Annotated in this window: 17 protein-coding genes; 12 read left to right on the forward strand and 5 right to left on the reverse strand. The window is 60.6% G+C overall.

The annotated features are described in order from the left end of the window. Positions 1–74 precede the first annotated feature (74 nt). From PSH59_RS03735 to cysN, 3 genes are all read left to right on the forward strand, one after another. Entirely contained in the window at positions 75–833 is a 759-nt protein-coding gene (locus PSH59_RS03735; RefSeq protein ID WP_248075096.1) for a Nif3-like dinuclear metal center hexameric protein, read from the forward strand. A gap of 169 nt (positions 834–1002) precedes the next feature. Then, on the forward strand, positions 1003–1920 hold the full coding sequence (gene cysD / locus PSH59_RS03740; protein ID WP_248075097.1) for a sulfate adenylyltransferase subunit CysD: 918 nt from the start codon (positions 1003–1005) through the stop codon (positions 1918–1920). Positions 1921–1929: 9 nt separating this feature from the next. Then, positions 1930–3828 carry a sulfate adenylyltransferase subunit CysN gene (gene cysN, locus PSH59_RS03745; protein WP_305394344.1) on the forward strand — a complete coding sequence of 633 codons (1899 nt, stop codon included), beginning with the start codon at positions 1930–1932 and terminating at the stop codon, positions 3826–3828. A 97-nt stretch (positions 3829–3925) separates the two neighbouring features. Here the strand turns inward: cysN and PSH59_RS03750 are convergent, their stop codons facing one another. From PSH59_RS03750 to PSH59_RS03760, 3 genes are all read right to left on the reverse strand, one after another. Next, complete coding sequence (locus PSH59_RS03750; RefSeq protein ID WP_305394345.1) at positions 3926–4825, reverse strand: acyltransferase; 900 nt, start codon at positions 4823–4825, stop codon at positions 3926–3928. Then, positions 4826–6925 (reverse strand): phosphate acetyltransferase, encoded by a 2100-nt coding sequence (pta, locus tag PSH59_RS03755; protein WP_248075104.1) that lies wholly within the window; start codon positions 6923–6925, stop codon positions 4826–4828. It lies immediately after the preceding gene. A gap of 79 nt (positions 6926–7004) precedes the next feature. After that, complete coding sequence (locus PSH59_RS03760) at positions 7005–7322, reverse strand: DUF3565 domain-containing protein (protein WP_348983782.1); 318 nt, start codon at positions 7320–7322, stop codon at positions 7005–7007. Between PSH59_RS03760 and PSH59_RS03765 the strand changes: the two genes are divergently transcribed. Then, positions 7291–7776: a peptidylprolyl isomerase gene (locus tag PSH59_RS03765; protein ID WP_048724224.1), complete on the forward strand. Its 486-nt coding sequence runs from the start codon at positions 7291–7293 to the stop codon at positions 7774–7776. The genes PSH59_RS03760 and PSH59_RS03765 overlap by 32 nt on opposite strands. Before the next feature lie 194 nt (positions 7777–7970). Here PSH59_RS03765 and rpsT read toward each other — a convergent pair whose 3' ends face one another. Next, positions 7971–8249, reverse strand: a complete 279-nt coding sequence (gene rpsT / locus PSH59_RS03770) for a 30S ribosomal protein S20 (RefSeq protein ID WP_016976313.1) — start codon at positions 8247–8249, stop codon at positions 7971–7973. Between the two features lie 253 nt (positions 8250–8502). Between rpsT and murJ the strand changes: the two genes are divergently transcribed. The 6 genes from murJ to ispH all read left to right on the forward strand — a co-directional run bounded on the left by murJ (position 8503) and on the right by ispH (position 15901). Next, positions 8503–10041: a murein biosynthesis integral membrane protein MurJ gene (gene murJ, locus PSH59_RS03775; RefSeq protein ID WP_305394346.1), complete on the forward strand. Its 1539-nt coding sequence runs from the start codon at positions 8503–8505 to the stop codon at positions 10039–10041. Between the two features lie 119 nt (positions 10042–10160). After that, complete coding sequence (gene ribF / locus PSH59_RS03780; RefSeq protein ID WP_305394347.1) at positions 10161–11099, forward strand: bifunctional riboflavin kinase/FAD synthetase; 939 nt, start codon at positions 10161–10163, stop codon at positions 11097–11099. Between the two features lie 14 nt (positions 11100–11113). Next, positions 11114–13945 (forward strand): isoleucine--tRNA ligase, encoded by a 2832-nt coding sequence (gene ileS / locus PSH59_RS03785; RefSeq protein WP_248075117.1) that lies wholly within the window; start codon positions 11114–11116, stop codon positions 13943–13945. After that, positions 13938–14447, forward strand: a complete 510-nt coding sequence (lspA, locus tag PSH59_RS03790) for a signal peptidase II (protein ID WP_248075119.1) — start codon at positions 13938–13940, stop codon at positions 14445–14447. The genes ileS and lspA overlap by 8 nt, the downstream gene beginning before the upstream one ends. After that, positions 14440–14892, forward strand: a complete 453-nt coding sequence (gene fkpB / locus PSH59_RS03795; protein WP_248075121.1) for an FKBP-type peptidyl-prolyl cis-trans isomerase — start codon at positions 14440–14442, stop codon at positions 14890–14892. The genes lspA and fkpB overlap by 8 nt, the downstream gene beginning before the upstream one ends. A 61-nt stretch (positions 14893–14953) precedes the next feature. Beyond that, on the forward strand, positions 14954–15901 hold the full coding sequence (gene ispH, locus PSH59_RS03800) for a 4-hydroxy-3-methylbut-2-enyl diphosphate reductase (protein WP_099583983.1): 948 nt from the start codon (positions 14954–14956) through the stop codon (positions 15899–15901). Here ispH and PSH59_RS03805 read toward each other — a convergent pair. Then, on the reverse strand, positions 15855–16436 hold the full coding sequence (locus PSH59_RS03805) for a GspH/FimT family protein (RefSeq protein WP_248075124.1): 582 nt from the start codon (positions 16434–16436) through the stop codon (positions 15855–15857). The genes ispH and PSH59_RS03805 overlap by 47 nt on opposite strands. Before the next feature lie 202 nt (positions 16437–16638). Between PSH59_RS03805 and pilV the strand changes: the two genes are divergently transcribed. Both pilV and PSH59_RS03815 read left to right on the forward strand, forming a co-directional pair. Next, positions 16639–17124: a type IV pilus modification protein PilV gene (gene pilV, locus PSH59_RS03810; RefSeq protein WP_248075126.1), complete on the forward strand. Its 486-nt coding sequence runs from the start codon at positions 16639–16641 to the stop codon at positions 17122–17124. Continuing rightward, complete coding sequence (locus PSH59_RS03815; RefSeq protein ID WP_305394348.1) at positions 17121–17828, forward strand: prepilin-type N-terminal cleavage/methylation domain-containing protein; 708 nt, start codon at positions 17121–17123, stop codon at positions 17826–17828. The genes pilV and PSH59_RS03815 overlap by 4 nt, the downstream gene beginning before the upstream one ends. Positions 17829–17835: the final 7 nt, after the last annotated feature.

The raw sequence follows: 17835 nt of genomic DNA on the forward strand, positions 1-17835 counted from the left end.
CGGGAGAGCGCCCATAATGTCGCGCATTATACGAGGCTGCGAGCGCCTCGGAACGGGATATTTAGGAGTCTTTTATGGCCGTCTCCCTTACCACCCTTGTCGAGGAAGCGGACCGCTACCTCGCCAGTGCAAAAATTGCCGATTACTGCCCCAATGGCCTGCAAGTCGAGGGGCGTCCCCAGGTGATGCGCATCGTCAGCGGCGTGACCGCCAGCCAGGCCCTGCTTGATGCCGCCGTCGAAGCCCAGGCCGATTTGATCCTGGTGCACCACGGCTACTTCTGGAAAGGCGAAAACCCCTGCATCACCGGCATGAAGCAGCGTCGCTTGAAGACATTGCTCAAGCACGACATCAGCTTGCTGGCCTACCACTTGCCCCTGGACCTGCATCCCGACGTCGGCAATAACGTGCAGTTGGCCCGCCAGTTGGACATCACCGTCGAAGGCCCGCTGGACCCGAGCAACCCTAAAATCGTCGGCCTGGTCGGCTCCCTCGCCGAACCGCTGTCGCCGCGTGACTTCGCGCGCCGCGTGCAGGATGTGATGGGGCGTGAGCCGCTGCTGATCGAAGGCAGCGAGATGATTCGCCGCGTCGGTTGGTGCACCGGTGGTGGCCAGGGCTACATCGATAACGCGATCGCCGCGGGCGTCGATCTGTTCATCAGTGGTGAAGCCTCCGAGCAAACCTTCCATAGCGCTCGTGAAAATGACATCAGCTTTATCGCTGCCGGCCATCACGCCACCGAGCGCTACGGCGTGCAGGCGCTGGGCGATTACCTGGCGCGACGCTTCGCGTTGGAGCATCTGTTCATTGATTGCCCCAACCCGATATAACCGCCACAGCGAAAGCAAAAGCGGGAGCGGGAAAGGCCAAACCTGGAGGCATATTCATATACCGTTTCGATCTAGCCAGCTCCCTGAATAGAAGCAGGTGCTGTGCTAGCATGCCTCGCTCGAACACGGCCCGCTGGCCGTCCATAAGATCGTTTTTCCGTGAGTAACCATGGTCGACAAACTGACGCATCTGAAACAGCTGGAGGCGGAAAGCATCCACATCATCCGCGAGGTCGCCGCCGAGTTCGACAACCCGGTGATGCTCTACTCGATCGGTAAAGACTCCGCCGTGATGCTGCATCTGGCACGCAAGGCCTTCTTCCCGGGCAAGCTGCCATTCCCGGTGATGCACGTCGACACCCGCTGGAAATTCCAGGAAATGTACAAGTTCCGCGACAAGATGGTCGAGGAACTGGGCCTGGACCTGATCACCCACGTCAACCCGGATGGGGTTGCGCAGGGCATCAACCCGTTCACCCACGGCAGCGCCAAGCACACCGACATCATGAAAACCGAAGGCCTCAAACAGGCCTTGGACAAACATGGTTTCGACGCCGCGTTCGGCGGTGCCCGTCGTGATGAAGAGAAGTCCCGCGCCAAAGAGCGCGTGTACTCGTTCCGCGACAGCAAGCACCGCTGGGACCCGAAAAACCAGCGTCCCGAGCTGTGGAACGTCTACAACGGCAACGTCAACAAGGGCGAGTCGATCCGTGTGTTCCCGCTGTCCAACTGGACCGAGCTGGATATCTGGCAGTACATCTACCTGGAAGGCATCCCCATCGTTCCGCTGTACTTCGCCGCCGAGCGCGACGTGATCGAGAAGAACGGCACGTTGATCATGATCGACGACGACCGCATCCTCGAGCACCTGTCCGATGAAGACAAAGCCCGGATCGTCAAAAAGAAAGTACGTTTCCGCACCCTTGGCTGCTACCCGTTGACGGGCGCCGTGGAGTCCGACGCCGAGACGCTGACGGACATCATTCAGGAAATGCTCCTGACGCGAACTTCCGAGCGCCAGGGCCGGGTCATCGACCACGATGGCGCAGGCTCGATGGAAGATAAAAAACGTCAAGGTTATTTCTAAGGGGCTGTCATGTCGCATCAATCTGATTTGATCAGCGAGGACATCCTCGCCTACCTGGGCCAGCACGAGCGCAAAGAGATGCTGCGCTTCCTGACCTGCGGCAACGTCGACGATGGCAAGAGCACCCTGATCGGGCGCCTGCTGCACGACTCCAAGATGATCTACGAAGATCACCTGGAAGCCATCACCCGCGATTCGAAGAAGTCCGGCACCACCGGTGACGACATCGACCTGGCCTTGCTGGTCGACGGCCTGCAGGCCGAGCGTGAGCAGGGCATCACCATCGATGTTGCCTACCGCTACTTCTCTACCGCCAAGCGCAAGTTCATCATCGCCGACACCCCCGGCCATGAGCAGTACACCCGCAACATGGCCACCGGTGCCTCCACCTGTGACCTGGCAATCATCCTGATCGACGCGCGCTACGGCGTGCAGACCCAGACCCGTCGCCACAGCTATATCGCCTCGTTGCTGGGCATCAAACACATCGTGATTGCCATCAACAAGATGGACATCAATGGCTTCGACCAAAGCGTTTTCGAGGCGATCAAGGCCGACTACCTGAAGTTCGCCGACGGTATCGCATTCAAGCCGAGCACCATGGCGTTCGTGCCGATGTCGGCGCTCAAGGGCGACAACGTGGTGAACAAGAGCGAACGTTCGCCTTGGTACACCGGGCAGTCGCTGATGGAGATCCTCGAGACCGTCGAAATCGCCAACGACCGCAACTACACCGACCTGCGTTTCCCGGTGCAGTACGTCAACCGCCCGAACCTGAACTTCCGTGGTTTCGCCGGCACCCTGGCCAGCGGCATCGTGCATAAGGGCGACGAAGTTGTGGTGCTGCCGTCGGGCAAGAGCAGCCGGGTCAAATCCATCGTCACCTTCGACGGTGAACTGGAGCACGCCGGTCCAGGTCAGGCCGTGACCTTGACCATGGAAGACGAGATCGACATCTCCCGCGGTGACCTGTTGGTGCATGCCGACAATGTGCCGCAAGTGACCGATGCGTTCGACGCCATGCTGGTGTGGATGGCCGAAGAACCGATGCTGCCGGGCAAGAAATACGACATCAAGCGCGCCACCAGCTACGTGCCGGGTTCCATCACCAGCATCGTGCACCGGGTCGACGTGAACACCCTGGCCGAAGGCCCGGCGAGTGCGTTGCAACTGAACGAGATCGGCCGCGTCAAGGTCAGCCTCGACGCCGCCATCGCGCTGGACGGTTACGACAGCAACCGCACCACCGGTGCGTTTATCGTCATCGACCGTTTGACCAATGGCACCGTTGCCGCCGGTATGATCATCGCACCGCCGGTGACCCACGGCGGCGCGGCGCAGCATGGCAAATTGGCCCATGTGGCGACCGAGGAGCGCGCGCTGCGCTTCGGCCAGCAACCCGCCACCGTGTTGTTCAGCGGCCTGTCGGGCGCCGGCAAGAGCACCCTGGCCTATGCGGTCGAGCGCAAGCTGTTTGACATGGGCCGTGCCGTGTTCGTACTCGATGGCCAGAACCTGCGTCACGACCTGAACAAGGGACTGCCGCAGGACCGTGCCGGACGTACCGAGAACTGGCGTCGTGCCGCTCACGTGGCGCGCCAGTTCAACGAAGCCGGCCTGCTGACGCTGGCGGCGTTCGTCGCCCCGGATGCCGAAGGCCGTGAACAGGCCAAGGCGCTGATTGGCAGCGACCGTCTGCTGACCGTGTACGTGCAAGCGTCGCCGCTGGTGTGTGCCGAACGTGACCCGCAAGGCTTGTATGCGGCCGGCGGGGATAACATTCCTGGCGAGTCCTTCCCGTACGACGTGCCGTTGACTGCCGATCTGGTGCTCGACACCCAGGCCCTGTCGCTGGACGAATGCGTCAAGCAAGTGCTGGAACTGTTGCGGGTCAGCGGCAAGATTTAAGCTACAAGCTACAAGATGAGAGCCCGCCACTGATTATTCGGTGGCGGGCTTTTTTGCGGGAGTTTGAAAGTAACTCGCTCAAATGTGGGCGGGGTGATCAGCGACTGCCGGGGTATTGCGTGTGCAGGCTGTCCAGCAACGCATCCTTGTCTTCCCACAGCCGGTTAATCCACCCCTGGAACGCCAGCCGATATTCCCCATCCTGCTCATAATTTTTGCCAATGAACTCGGCCGGGATCTGCACTTCTTCAAACTGCACCACCACGTCTTTCACCTTGCCGCACAGCAAATCCCAATAACCTGGGCGCCCGGCAGGGTAGTGGATGGTCACGTTGACCAGTGACTTCAGTTGCTCGCCCATGGCATCCAGCACAAACGCGATTCCACCGGCCTTGGGCTTAAGCAGGTAGCGAAAGGGCGATTTCTGCTGCGCATGCTTGCCAGGGGTGAACCGCGTGCCTTCGGCAAAGTTGAAAATGCCCACCGGGTTGTCGCGAAACTTCGCACAGGTCTTGCGCGTGGTTTCCAGGTCTTTGCCTTTCTTCTCGGGGTGTTTCTCCAGGTAGGCCTTGGTGTAGCGCTTCATGAACGGAAAGCCCAGCGCCCACCACGCCAGGCCAATCACCGGGACCCAGATCAGTTCCTGCTTGAGAAAAAACTTCAGCGGGCGGATGCGCCGATTGAGCACGTATTGCAATACCATGATGTCGACCCAGCTCTGGTGGTTGCTGGTCACCAGGTACGAGTGCTGATAGTCCAGGCCCTCAAGCCCCTTGAGGTGCCAGCGCGTGCGTTGCACCAGGTTCATCCAGCCCTTGTTGTTGGTGACCCAGGCTTCGTGGGTGTGGTTCATCAGCCATTCGCTGAAGCGCTTGGCAAACGGCAACGCTTTAAACAACGCGACAATAAACAGGAACGAGCACAGCAGGATCGTGTTCAGCGCCAACAGCAACGACGCGATCACGCCGCGCACGGCGGCAGGTAGAAAAGCCAGCATTTAGATATCCATAGGTCGGTTGGCGGCTTGGATCGCAGTCAGCGCGATGGTGTACACGATGTCGTCCACCTGGGCGCCACGCGGCAGGTCGTTGACCGGTTTACGCAGGCCCTGGAGCATCGGCCCGAGGCTGACGCAGTCGGCGCTGCGTTGCACGGCTTTGTGAGTGGTGTTGCCGGTGTTCAGGTCGGGGAACACGAACACGGTGGCCTTGCCCGCCACCTGGCTGTTGGGCGCCAACTGCCGCGCGACGTTTTCGTTGGCGGCGGCGTCGTATTGCAGCGGGCCGTCGATCAGCAGCGAGCTTTGCTGTTCATGGGCCAGCAGCGTGGCTTCGCGGACTTTTTCCACTTCCTCGCCGCTGGCCGAGTCGCCGCTGGAATAGCTGATCATCGCCACGCGCGGGATGATGCCGAACGCCGCTGCCGAGTCGGCGCTTTGCAGGGCGATTTCTGCCAGCTCCGCCGCGCTCGGGTGCGGGTTCATCACGCAGTCGCCGTATACCAGCACCTGCTCGGGGAACAGCATGAAGAACACCGACGACACCAGGGTGCAGCCCGGCGCGGTCTTGATCAGTTGCAGGGCAGGGCGGATGGTATTGGCGGTGGAGTGGATAACCCCGGACACCAGTCCATCGACCTCATCCAGCGCGAGCATCATGGTGGCGATCACCACGGTGTCTTCCAGTTGCTGCTCGGCCATCGGCGCGTTGAGGCTCTTGCTCTTGCGCAGCGCGACCATTGGCTCGACATAGCGCTGGCGGATCAGGTCCGGGTCGAGAATCTCCAGTCCTTCGGGCAATTCAATGCCCTGGGCGCGAGCGACCGCTTCCACATCTGCAGGCTTGGCCAACAACACGCAGCGTGCGATGCCACGGGCCTGGCAAATGGCGGCGGCTTGCACGGTCAACGGCTCGCTGCCTTCGGGCAGCACGATGCGCTTGTTGGCGGCCTGGGCACGTTGGATCAATTGGTAGCGGAAGACCGCCGGCGACAGACGCATTTCCCGTGGCGTGCCGCAACGCTGGTGCAGCCAGCGCGCATCGAGGTGGCTGGCGACGAAATCGGTGATGATCTCGGCACGCTCGCGGTCATCGATGGGGATTTCCTTGTTCAGGTTGTTGAGCAGATTGGCGGTCTCGTACGAGCCGGTGCTCACCGACAGCACCGGCAAGCCCGCTTGGAACGCGCCGCGGCACAGGTCCATGATGCGCGGGTCGGGCAGGGTGTCGCTGGTCAGCAGCAGGCCGGCCAGGGGCACGCCGTTGATCGCGGCGAGGCTGACGGCGAGGATGATGTCGTCGCGGTCGCCGGGGGTTACCACCAGCACGCCGGGCTTGAGCAGCTCCACGGTATTGCGCATGGTGCGGGCACAGATGATGATTTTGGTCATGCGCCGGGTTTCGTAGTCACCGGCATTGAGGATCTGCGCGCCCATCAGGTCGGCCACGTCGCGGGTGCGCGGTGCGTTGAGTTCCGGTTGATAAGGAATGCAGCCAAGCAGGCGGAAATCACCACTGCGCAGCAGGGGCGAATGCTCTTTAAGGCGTGCGGAGAACGCTTCCATGCTTTCTTCGGTGCGCACCTTGTTGAGGATCACGCCGAGTACTTTCGGGTCTTTTGGACCGCCGAACAGTTGGGCCTGCAATTCCACACGGCCGGAGAGTTCGGTGAGCACTTCGTTTTCCGGCGCCGAGACCAAAATCACTTCCGCATCCAGGCTCTTTGCCAGGTGCAGGTTGACCCGTGCCGCGTAGCTGGCGTTGCGGGTGGGCACCATGCCTTCGACGATCAGCACGTCCTTGCCGACGGCCGCCTGCTGGTACAGCGTGATGATTTCTTCGAGCAGTTCATCGAGCTGGCCGTCGCCGAGCATCCGCTCAACGTGGGCCAGGCCCAGGGGCTGTGGAGGTTTCAGGCCGTGGGTGCGTGCCACCAGTTCGGTGGAGCGTTCGGGGCCGGTATCGCCCGGGTGTGGCTGGGCAATCGGCTTGAAAAAACCGACTTTCAGTCCGGCCCGCTCAAGGGTACGCACCAGCCCAAGGCTGATGGAGGTCAGACCCACACCAAAATCGGTGGGCGCGATAAAAAAAGTCTGCATGCGAATTCTCTGGAGGTGCATGGCTTCGGTGGCACTCTATGGCTGAGTGCCTACCGGGAATCAGTCGCCAAGGTTATCGCTATTCACGCGCTTGCGTACACCAGCCGCAGTTAAAGGGCTGGCCTATTTTTTCCTGGCGTTGTGCGGGGTCGAGCACCCAGGCGCGAGACTGCCACGGCGGCTGGTGGCGCAAGTGCTGGGTATGGCCACAGGACAGCTCGGCCACCCAGTGCTTATCTGCATCCTGATGAAAACCGACGATCGTGACCGTTGATCGGCCCCGTCTGTCCGGGTTCCGTTCGCTTTCGGGCAAATCCTTGTTTAGACTTGTCCGTTCTTCATTCTTATGCAAAAGGTCTCGCCCCATGACGATCGCCGCTAACAAGGCTGTCTCCATCGACTATACCCTGACCAACGACGCTGGTGAGGTCATCGACAGCTCCGCCGGCGGCGCGCCGCTGGTCTACCTGCAAGGCGCAGGCAATATCATCCCAGGCCTGGAAAAGGCCCTGGAAGGCAAAGTGGTTGGTGATGAACTGACTGTTGCCGTAGAACCTGAAGATGCCTACGGCGAATACTCTGCTGAACTGGTCAGCACTTTGAGCCGCAGCATGTTCGAAGGCGTCGACGAGCTGGAAGTGGGTATGCAGTTCCACGCTTCCGCGCCGGACGGCCAAATGCAGATCGTCACCATCCGTGATCTGGACGGCGACGACGTGACTGTCGACGGCAACCACCCTCTGGCAGGTCAGCGCCTGAACTTCCAGGTTAAGATCGTTGCCATTCGCGACGCTTCCCAGGAAGAAGTGGCTCACGGCCACGTCCACGGTGAAGGTGGTCATCACCATTGATCGATGTTTTGATCAAGCGGTAGCAAAAACGCCCCGACCTGTTCGGGGCGTTTTTTTTGCCTGTTTTCTGTGGCGGGCGGCCATCTTAGAAGAGGCTGGTACTTTCAGAGCCCAAACAAAAATGCCCCGGACCTTTCGGTGCGGGGCATTTCTTAACTGTTTCGCAACCTGGGTCGCGTTGCAGTTGTTACCACTTAGGCTGCAGCAGCAACGCTCAGAGCCTTGATGTGGCCATTCAGGCGGCTCTTATGACGAGCGGCCTTGTTCTTGTGGATGATGCCTTTATCGGCCATACGGTCGATAACTGGCACAGCCAGAACGTAAGCTGCTTGAGCTTTTTCAGCGTCTTTGGTGTCGATGGCTTTTACTACATTCTTGATGTAGGTACGAACCATGGAACGCAGGCTGGCGTTGTGGCTGCGACGCTTCTCAGCCTGTTTTGCACGTTTTTTGGCGGAAGGTGTGTTGGCCACCGTCGAGCTCCTCGAAAGACTTTTTAGGAAATAGCAAACAAAATAGGCCGCGAATCATGCCGATGACTTGATGTGTTGTCAAGGGCGGCTGATGCGAACTGCTGAGTGGTCGATCTGAAGAGGCGGGTGATTTATTTCCGGCGCTTGACCTGTAAACTCGCGAGCTTTGGCTCTGTGCTGTTGCAGGCGCGCAGTATCGCATAAGTGGGCGCGTTGTTCGCCTGCTCTTTATCTATAGGCGCAAACTCTTTCAATGAATCTGCTCAAATCGTTGGCCGCCGTCAGCTCTATCACAATGATCTCGCGGGTTTTGGGGTTCGTGCGTGACACCCTGCTGGCGCGCATTTTTGGCGCCAGCATGGCCACGGATGCCTTCTTTATCGCGTTTAAATTGCCCAATCTGCTGCGGCGCATCTTTGCCGAGGGGGCATTTTCCCAGGCGTTCGTGCCGATTCTGGCCGAGTACAAGACCCAGCAGGGAGAGGAGGCGACCCGCACCTTCATTGCCTACGTGTCGGGCCTGCTGACCCTGGTATTGATGCTGGTGACCCTCATCGGCATGCTCGCCGCACCGTGGGTGATCTGGGCCACGGCCCCGGGCTTTGCCAATACACCGGAAAAGTTTGCGCTGACCACCGATCTGTTGCGGGTGACCTTTCCTTATATATTGCTGATTTCCCTGTCCTCCCTGGCCGGGGCGATTCTCAATACCTGGAACCGTTTTTCGGTGCCGGCGTTCGTGCCGACCCTGCTGAACGTCAGCATGATTATCTTTGCGCTGTTCCTCACGCCGTACTTCGATCCACCGGTGATGGCCCTGGGCTGGGCCGTGTTGGCCGGTGGCCTGGCGCAACTGCTTTACCAACTGCCACACCTGAAAAAGATCGGCATGCTGGTGCTGCCGCGCCTGAACCTCAAGGATACCGGCGTCTGGCGGGTCATGCGCAACATGCTGCCGGCGATCCTGGGTGTGTCGGTGAGCCAAATCTCCCTGATCATCAACACCGCGTTTGCCTCGCTGCTGGTGTCGGGCTCGGTGTCGTGGATGTACTACGCCGATCGACTGATGGAGTTGCCTTCGGGCGTGCTCGGCGTGGCCCTCGGCACCATTTTGCTGCCGACCCTGGCGCGCACCTACGCGAGCAAGGACCGCCAGGAATATTCGCGCATCCTCGATTGGGGCCTGCGCCTGTGCTTCGTTCTGGTGTTGCCGTGTGCCCTGGCCCTGGGGATCCTGGCCGAACCGCTGACGGTGTCGCTGTTCCAGTACGGGCAGTTCGACGCCCATGATGCATTGATGACGCAGCACGCGCTGGTCGCCTATTCCGTCGGACTGCTCGGGATCATCGTGATCAAAGTGCTGGCGCCAGGTTTTTACGCGCAGCAGAACATCCGCACGCCGGTCAAAATCGCGATTTTCACCCTGATCGTCACGCAACTGCTCAACCTGGTGTTCATCGGTCCGCTGGCCCACGCCGGTCTGGCCTTGGCGATCAGTGCCGGCGCGTGTATCAACGCGGGTCTGCTGTTTTATCAGTTGCGCAAGCAGCAGATGTACCAGCCGCAGCCGGGCTGGGGCCTGTTTGCCCTGAAACTGCTGGTGGCGGTGGGCATGATGTTGGCCGTGTTGCTCGGCCTGATGCACCTGATGCCCGCCTGGGACGAGGGCCACATGCTGGAGCGCTTCATGCGTCTGGGCGTACTGGTCGTCGCCGGCGTGGTGGTGTACTTCGGGATGTTGCTGCTTCAGGGGTTCCGCCTGCGGGACTTCAATCGCAAGTCGCTGGGTTAGAGAGTTTGCCGCGATAAAGCGGCAGTTTTATCGATTCGATCCATTTGCCCTGCGCTGTTGCCTGTCGTCCGGGGCCGGGTGTGGTTATAATCGACCACTTTATGAGCAAGAAGCGCGTTATGCAGCTGGTTCGAGGTCTCCACAACCTGCGCCCCGAGCATCGGGGCTGCGTCGCCACTATTGGCAACTTTGACGGTGTTCACCGTGGTCACCAGGCTATTCTGGCCCGGCTGCGCGAGCGTGCGGTCGAGTTGAGCGTACCTAGCTGCGTGGTGATTTTTGAGCCGCAGCCGCGGGAATATTTCACCCCGGAAACGGCGCCGGCCCGTCTGGCCCGCCTGCGCGACAAGCTGCAACTGCTGGCTGAAGAAGGTGTAGACCGCGTGCTCTGCCTGGCTTTCAACCAGCACCTGCAAAGCCTCAGCGCCGCCGAGTTCGTCGACCGTATCCTGGTCGATGGCCTGGGCGTACAACATTTGGAGGTCGGTGACGACTTCCGTTTTGGCTGCGACCGGGTTGGGGATTTCGAATTCCTGCAACGCGCCGGTGTCACCCAGGGGTTTACCGTCGAAGCCGCGCAAACCGTTGAACTGGACGGTCTGCGCGTGAGCAGTACCCAGGTGCGTAACGCCCTGGCCGCTGCCGACTTTGCCTGTGCCGAGCGCTTGCTCGGCCGCCCGTTCCGCATTGCCGGGCGGGTATTGCACGGCCAGAAGCTGGCGCGCCAATTGGGCACGCCAACCGCCAACGTGCAACTCAAGCGCCGTCGTGTGCCGCTGACCGGGGTTTACCTGGTGAGCGTCGACATCGACGGCCAGTCGTGGCCGGGAGTCGCCAACATAGGCGTCAGGCCAACGGTTGCAGGTGATGGCAAGGCCCACCTGGAAGTTCACCTTTTGGATTTTGCCGGTGATTTATATGACCGGCGTTTGACGGTGGTTTTCCACCAGAAGCTGCGTGAAGAGCAGCGTTTCGCCTCCCTTGAGGCGTTGAAAACGGCGATCAATGCGGATGTCGCCGCCGCCCGTGCACTAGCCGCACCTAGCGCCCATCGCTAACCGAAGAGCCTTAAATGACCGACTATAAAGCCACGCTAAACCTTCCGGACACCGCCTTCCCAATGAAGGCCGGCCTGCCACAGCGCGAACCGCAGATCCTGCAGCGCTGGGACAGTATTGGCCTGTACGGAAAGTTGCGCGAAATTGGCAAGGATCGTCCGAAATTCGTCCTGCACGACGGCCCTCCTTATGCCAACGGCACGATTCACATCGGTCATGCGCTGAACAAGATCCTCAAGGACATGATCCTGCGTTCGAAAACCCTTTCGGGCTTCGACGCGCCCTATGTTCCGGGTTGGGACTGCCACGGCCTGCCGATCGAACACAAGGTCGAAGTCACCTACGGCAAGAACCTGGGCGCTGATAAAACCCGCGAACTGTGCCGTGCCTACGCCACCGAGCAGATCGAAGGGCAGAAGTCCGAGTTCATCCGCCTGGGTGTGCTGGGCGACTGGGACAACCCGTACAAGACCATGAATTTCAAGAACGAGGCCGGTGAAATCCGCGCTTTGGCCGAAATCGTCAAAGGCGGTTTCGTGTTCAAGGGCCTCAAGCCCGTGAACTGGTGCTTCGACTGCGGTTCGGCCCTGGCTGAAGCGGAAGTCGAGTACGAAGACAAGAAGTCGTCGACCATCGACGTGGCCTTCCCGATCGCCGACGACGCCAAGCTGGCCCAGGCGTTCGGCCTGGCAAGCCTGGCCAAGCCGGCCGCCATCGTGATCTGGACCACCACCCCGTGGACCATCCCCGCCAACCAGGCGCTGAACGTGCACCCTGAGTTCACCTACGCCCTGGTCGACGTGGGCGACCGCCTGCTGGTGCTGGCCGAAGAAATGGTCGAGGCGTGCCTGGCGCGTTACGAGCTGCAAGGCTCGGTGATCGCCACCACCACTGGCGCGGCACTGGAACTGATCAACTTCCGTCACCCGTTCTACGACCGTCTGTCGCCGGTTTACCTGGCCGACTACGTCGAGCTGGGTTCGGGTACCGGCGTGGTTCACTGCTCGCCCGCCTATGGCGTGGACGACTTCGTGATCTGCAAGAAGTACGGCCTGGTCAACGATGACATCATCAACCCGGTTCAAAGCAATGGCGTCTACGTGCCATCGCTGGAGTTCTTCGGCGGTCAGTTCATCTTCAAAGCCGACCAGCCGATCATCGACAAACTGCGTGAAGTCGGTGCGCTGATGCAGACCGACACCATCAAGCACAGCTACATGCACTGCTGGCGCCACAAGACCCCGCTGATCTATCGCGCCACCGCGCAGTGGTTTATCGGCATGGACAAAGAACCGGCCAGCGGCGAGACCCTGCGTGTCCGCTCGCTCAAGGCCATCGAAGACACCAAGTTCGTACCGGCCTGGGGCCAGGCGCGCCTGCACTCGATGATCGCCAACCGTCCCGACTGGTGCATCTCCCGCCAGCGTAACTGGGGCGTGCCGATCCCGTTCTTCCTGAACAAGGAAAGCGGCGAGCTGCACCCACGTACCGTCGAGTTGATGGAAGTCGTGGCCCAACGCGTCGAGCAGGAAGGCATCGAAGCCTGGTTCAAGCTGGACGCCGCCGAATTGCTGGGCGACGAAGCACCGCAGTACGACAAGATCAGCGACACCCTCGACGTCTGGTTTGACTCGGGCACCACCCACTGGCACGTACTGCGCGGCTCGCACCCGATGGGCCACGAGACCGGCCCGCGTGCCGACCTGTACCTGGAAGGTTCGGACCAGCACCGCGGCTGGTTCCACTCCTCGTTGCTGACCGGTTGCGCCATCGACGACCACGCACCGTACCGCGAACTCTTGACTCACGGTTTTACCGTCGACGAGACGGGCCGCAAGATGTCCAAATCGCTGAAAAACGTGATCGAGCCGAAGAAGATCAACGACACGCTGGGCGCTGACATCATGCGTCTGTGGGTCGCGTCTACCGACTACTCGGGCGAAATCGCCGTATCGGACCAGATCCTGGCCCGCAGCGCCGATGCCTATCGTCGTATCCGTAATACCGCACGCTTCCTGCTGTCGAATCTGACCGGCTTTAACCCGGCCACCGACATCCTGCCGGCCGAAGACATGCTCGCCCTGGACCGTTGGGCCGTGGACCGCACCCTGTTGCTGCAGCGCGAGTTGCAGGAGCACTACGGCGAATACCGTTTCTGGAACGTCTACTCGAAGATCCACAACTTCTGTGTGCAGGAGTTGGGTGGTTTCTACCTCGATATCATCAAGGATCGCCAGTACACCACCGCAGCCAACAGCAAGGCGCGCCGTTCCGCGCAGACCGCGCTTTATCACATCTCTGAGGCGCTGGTGCGCTGGATCGCACCGATCCTGGCGTTCACCGCCGACGAACTGTGGGAATACCTGCCGGGCGAGCGTAACGAATCGGTGATGCTCAATACCTGGTACGAAGGCCTGACCGAATTGCCGGCCGACTTCGAACTGGGTCGCGAGTACTGGGAAGGCGTGATGGCCGTCAAGGTCGCGGTGAACAAGGAACTGGAAGTCCAGCGTGCGGCCAAGGCCGTCGGTGGCAACCTGCAGGCCGAAGTCACCCTGTTTGCCGAAGAAGGCCTGACCGCTGACCTGGCCAAGCTGAGCAATGAACTGCGCTTCGTGCTGATCACCTCCACCGCGAGCCTGGCGCCATTCGCCCAGGCACCGGCGGATGCGGTGGTCACCGAAGTACCGGGCCTCAAGCTCAAAGTGGTCAAGTCAGCCTTCCCTAAGTGCGCCCGCTGCTGGCACTGCCGTGAAGACGTTGGCGTGAACCCCGAGCATCCGGAAATCTGCGGGCGTTGCGTCGACAACATCAGCGGTGACGGCGAGGTTCGCCACTATGCCTAATGCCGGTCGTTTCGGACGTCTGGGCTGGCTCGTGCTGAGTGTGCTGGTGCTGGTCATTGACCAGGTCAGCAAGGCTCACTTCGAGGGCTCCCTGCAAATGTTCCAGCAAATCGTGGTGATCCCGGATTACTTCAGCTGGACCCTGGCCTACAACACCGGCGCCGCGTTCAGCTTCCTCGCTGATGGCGGTGGCTGGCAGCGCTGGCTGTTCGCCGTTATCGCGCTGGTGGTCAGCGCGGTATTGGTGGTCTGGCTCAAGCGCCTGGGCCGTGATGACACCTGGCTGGCCATCGCCCTGGCGCTGGTGCTGGGCGGTGCGCTGGGTAACCTGTACGACCGCATTGCCCTGGGCCACGTGATCGACTTCATTCTGGTGCATTGGCAGAACCGCCATTACTTCCCGGCGTTCAATTTTGCTGACAGCGCAATCACCGTCGGTGCAATCATGCTGGCGCTGGATATGTTCAAAAGTAAGAAAACCGGAGAGACCGTCAATGACTGATCAGGTATTGGTTGAGCAACGCATCGGCCAGAACACGGAAGTCACCTTGCATTTCGCACTGCGCCTGGAGAATGGCGACACGGTCGACAGCACGTTCGACAAAGCCCCAGCGACCTTCAAGGTCGGCGATGGCAACCTGCTGCCGGGGTTCGAAGCCGCGCTCTTCGGTTTCAAGGCGGGCGACAAGCGCACCCTGCAGATCCTGCCGGAAAACGCGTTTGGCCAGCCCAACCCGCAAAACGTACAGATCATCCCGCGTTCGCAGTTCCAGGACATGGACCTGTCTGAAGGCCTGTTGGTGATCTTCAACGATGCGGCGAATACCGAGCTGCCGGGTGTCGTCAAAAACTTCGATGACACCCAGGTGACCATCGACTTCAATCACCCGTTGTCCGGTAAAACCTTGACGTTTGACGTTGAAATCATCGACGTTAAAGCGATCTGACGAACAGTACCGGCTTGTGTGGGAGCTGGCTTGCAGCTCCCACAAAGACACGAGGCACAGCATGCAAATCAAACTCGCCAACCCCCGTGGCTTCTGCGCCGGCGTGGACCGGGCGATCGAAATCGTCAACCGTGCCCTGGAAGTCTTCGGCCCGCCGATCTATGTGCGTCATGAAGTGGTGCACAACAAGTTTGTGGTCGAGGACCTGCGCGCGCGCGGTGCCATCTTTGTCGAAGAGCTGGACCAGGTGCCGGACGACGTTATCGTTATCTTCAGTGCCCACGGTGTTTCCCAGGCCGTGCGTACCGAAGCGGCGGGCCGTGGCCTGAAAGTCTTTGATGCGACGTGCCCGCTGGTCACCAAGGTGCATATCGAAGTGGCGCGCTACAGTCGCGACGGCCGAGAGTGCATCCTGATCGGCCATGCCGGTCACCCCGAAGTGGAAGGCACCATGGGCCAGTACGACGCCAGTAATGGCGGTGCGATCTACCTGGTGGAAGACGAAAAAGACGTCGCGAACCTCCAGGTGCACAACCCGGATCGTCTGGCCTTCGTGACCCAGACCACCTTGTCCATGGACGACACCAGCCGCGTAATCGATGCGCTGCGCACACGCTTTCCGGCGATCGGTGGACCGCGTAAAGACGACATCTGCTACGCCACGCAAAACCGCCAGGATGCGGTCAAGCAACTGGCTGATGAGTGCGATGTGGTGTTGGTGGTCGGCAGCCCTAACAGCTCCAACTCCAACCGCCTGCGTGAGCTGGCGGAGCGCATGGCGACACCGGCGTACCTGATCGACGGCGCCGAAGACATGCAGCGCAGCTGGTTCGATGGCGTTCAGCGCATAGGCATCACGGCAGGTGCTTCGGCCCCGGAAGTGCTGGTGCGTGGCGTCATCCAGCAGTTGCATGCCTGGGGTGCTACCGGCGCCGATGAATTGGCCGGTCGTGAAGAGAACATCACGTTCTCCATGCCCAAGGAGCTGCGGGTTCGTTCGCTGCTCTGAGTGCCAGAGCGTCGGCGTCTGTGCGGCATAAGGCCTGCTCCGCGTTATCGCTGCGCAGGCTGATGCGCCCACTGGGTGCCAGCACTATCTGGTGGACACTCTGCGCCGTGTCCGTCGCGCACACATGCACCGTCCCCGCCCGGAAGCCGCCACCTGCAAATACCGGCTCGCCCAACCCACTGAAACGCACCTGGCTCTTGACCGGCCCATTGCCGACTATCGGTACGCGACTGCTGCGCTGATGCTCCAGCACCACTGGGTTGTCATCGTCCTGGTCACCGCGCCCGCTGATATCCACGATCACCCGCCAGCCCTGGCTCCAATCATCATTGAGCGCATGAATGATCACCGCTCTGTTGCGCGCGATGGCTTCAGTGCGGGCCAGTCGCAGTCCGCTCGCCAGTGATTGTGCTGCGCTCTGTCGTTGTTGCGACTCCAGCATCTGCTTGAAGCCGGGCACTGCCAGATGCGCCAGAATGCCACTCAACACCAGCCCCAGCAGCAGTTCCAGCAACGTGAAGCCTCGTTGGCGCATGGATTGTCCCTCCGTGGACGCAGGTCAAAATTCGTCGCAGTCAAAGGTATAGCGCCTGGATTGAGGCGCTGAATGATGGCCTTCATGTCCAAAGTATTTCCCTTTGTTCCGCGAACAGCGCGGGCGAAAAACCGACGCTAGTCTTGGGTCGCACAGCAGGCTTTGCCTGTTTTTTTGGCCCTCGACACGGATGACGACGGTAATGCTTGCCAGCCTCAACACTTGTTTTGCCTGCCCATTGCCCCGACACCAGATCGGAGCGACGCTGATAGAGGTGCTGGTGGCGTTGCTGGTTCTAAGCGTGGGGCTTTTAGGTTCAGCGGTGCTTCAGCTCAACGCGCTCAAGTACACCGACAGCTCGAGAATGACCAGCCAGGCCAGTTTCATTGCCTACGACATGCTTGACCGCGTCCGCGCCAATTCCGGCGCCGATTACCAGTGGGGGAGAACTCAGCGAGTTCCGGCCAGTACCGCCACGTCAAGCGTGCGTGACCTCGACCTGCACGATTTCGAGGCCAATCTCCTAGGCTTCGCCGGAGAGAGCGCCAAAGGCGCGGTGGCGATGCATGCCGACGAAATCACCGTCAGCATCAGTTGGGACGACGACAGGGGCACTAATACCCCCGGTGCGCGGCAAACGTTCACCCTGACCAGTCGTATTGCCGCCGAGCCTGGAGTGACGCAATGACGTACCGGGTTCGAGGTTTCAGTCTGCTGGAAGTGTTGCTCGCCCTGGCTTTAGGGCTGGTGCTGTTGCTTGGGGCGAGTCAGGTGTTGATCAGTTCCCGAGCGACTCACGCCAGTCAGCAGGCGGCCATGTTGCTGCAGGACGATGCACGCTTCGTGCTGAGCAAAATGATCCAGGATATTCGGCAGGTCGGAATGCTGGGGTGTTTGGCCCCGACCTTTATCGAGAACGCCCCGCCGGCGTTTTATCGGCCCGTGACCTGGAGTGCTGGCGCTGGATCGACTTCGCTGACGCTGGTCACTGCGGATATCGGCGGGCAGGGTGGCAAGCCTGATTGGACGGTACTGTCCGACTGCGTCCGCAGCGCCCACGCCTATGCTGGGAGTTCGCCGACACCGATGCCTGGGCAGATTCGTTTTGCGATACGCCAACTGACCTACATCTTCGAGACCGGTCAGTTGAAGGTGAGCACCCCCGCTGCGCCCGCCAAGTCGGTGCTGGTGGACAACGTTCTTGCATTCGATATCAGTTTCGGTGTGGCCGCTAAGTCGGACTCGGCCGAGGTGGTGCGCTACGACGCCAGCCCGGCAGACGAAGGCTTGATCCGCAGCGTGCGCATTCGCATGACGCTGCAAGACCCTGCGCGGCGTGTCAAAGACCAAACCTACAGCGTCGTCGCAGCGCTGCGAAATCGTCTGGGATAGGGCGTTC

This window comes from Pseudomonas sp. FP2309, from assembly GCF_030687575.1.
Lineage (GTDB): Bacteria > Pseudomonadota > Gammaproteobacteria > Pseudomonadales > Pseudomonadaceae > Aquipseudomonas.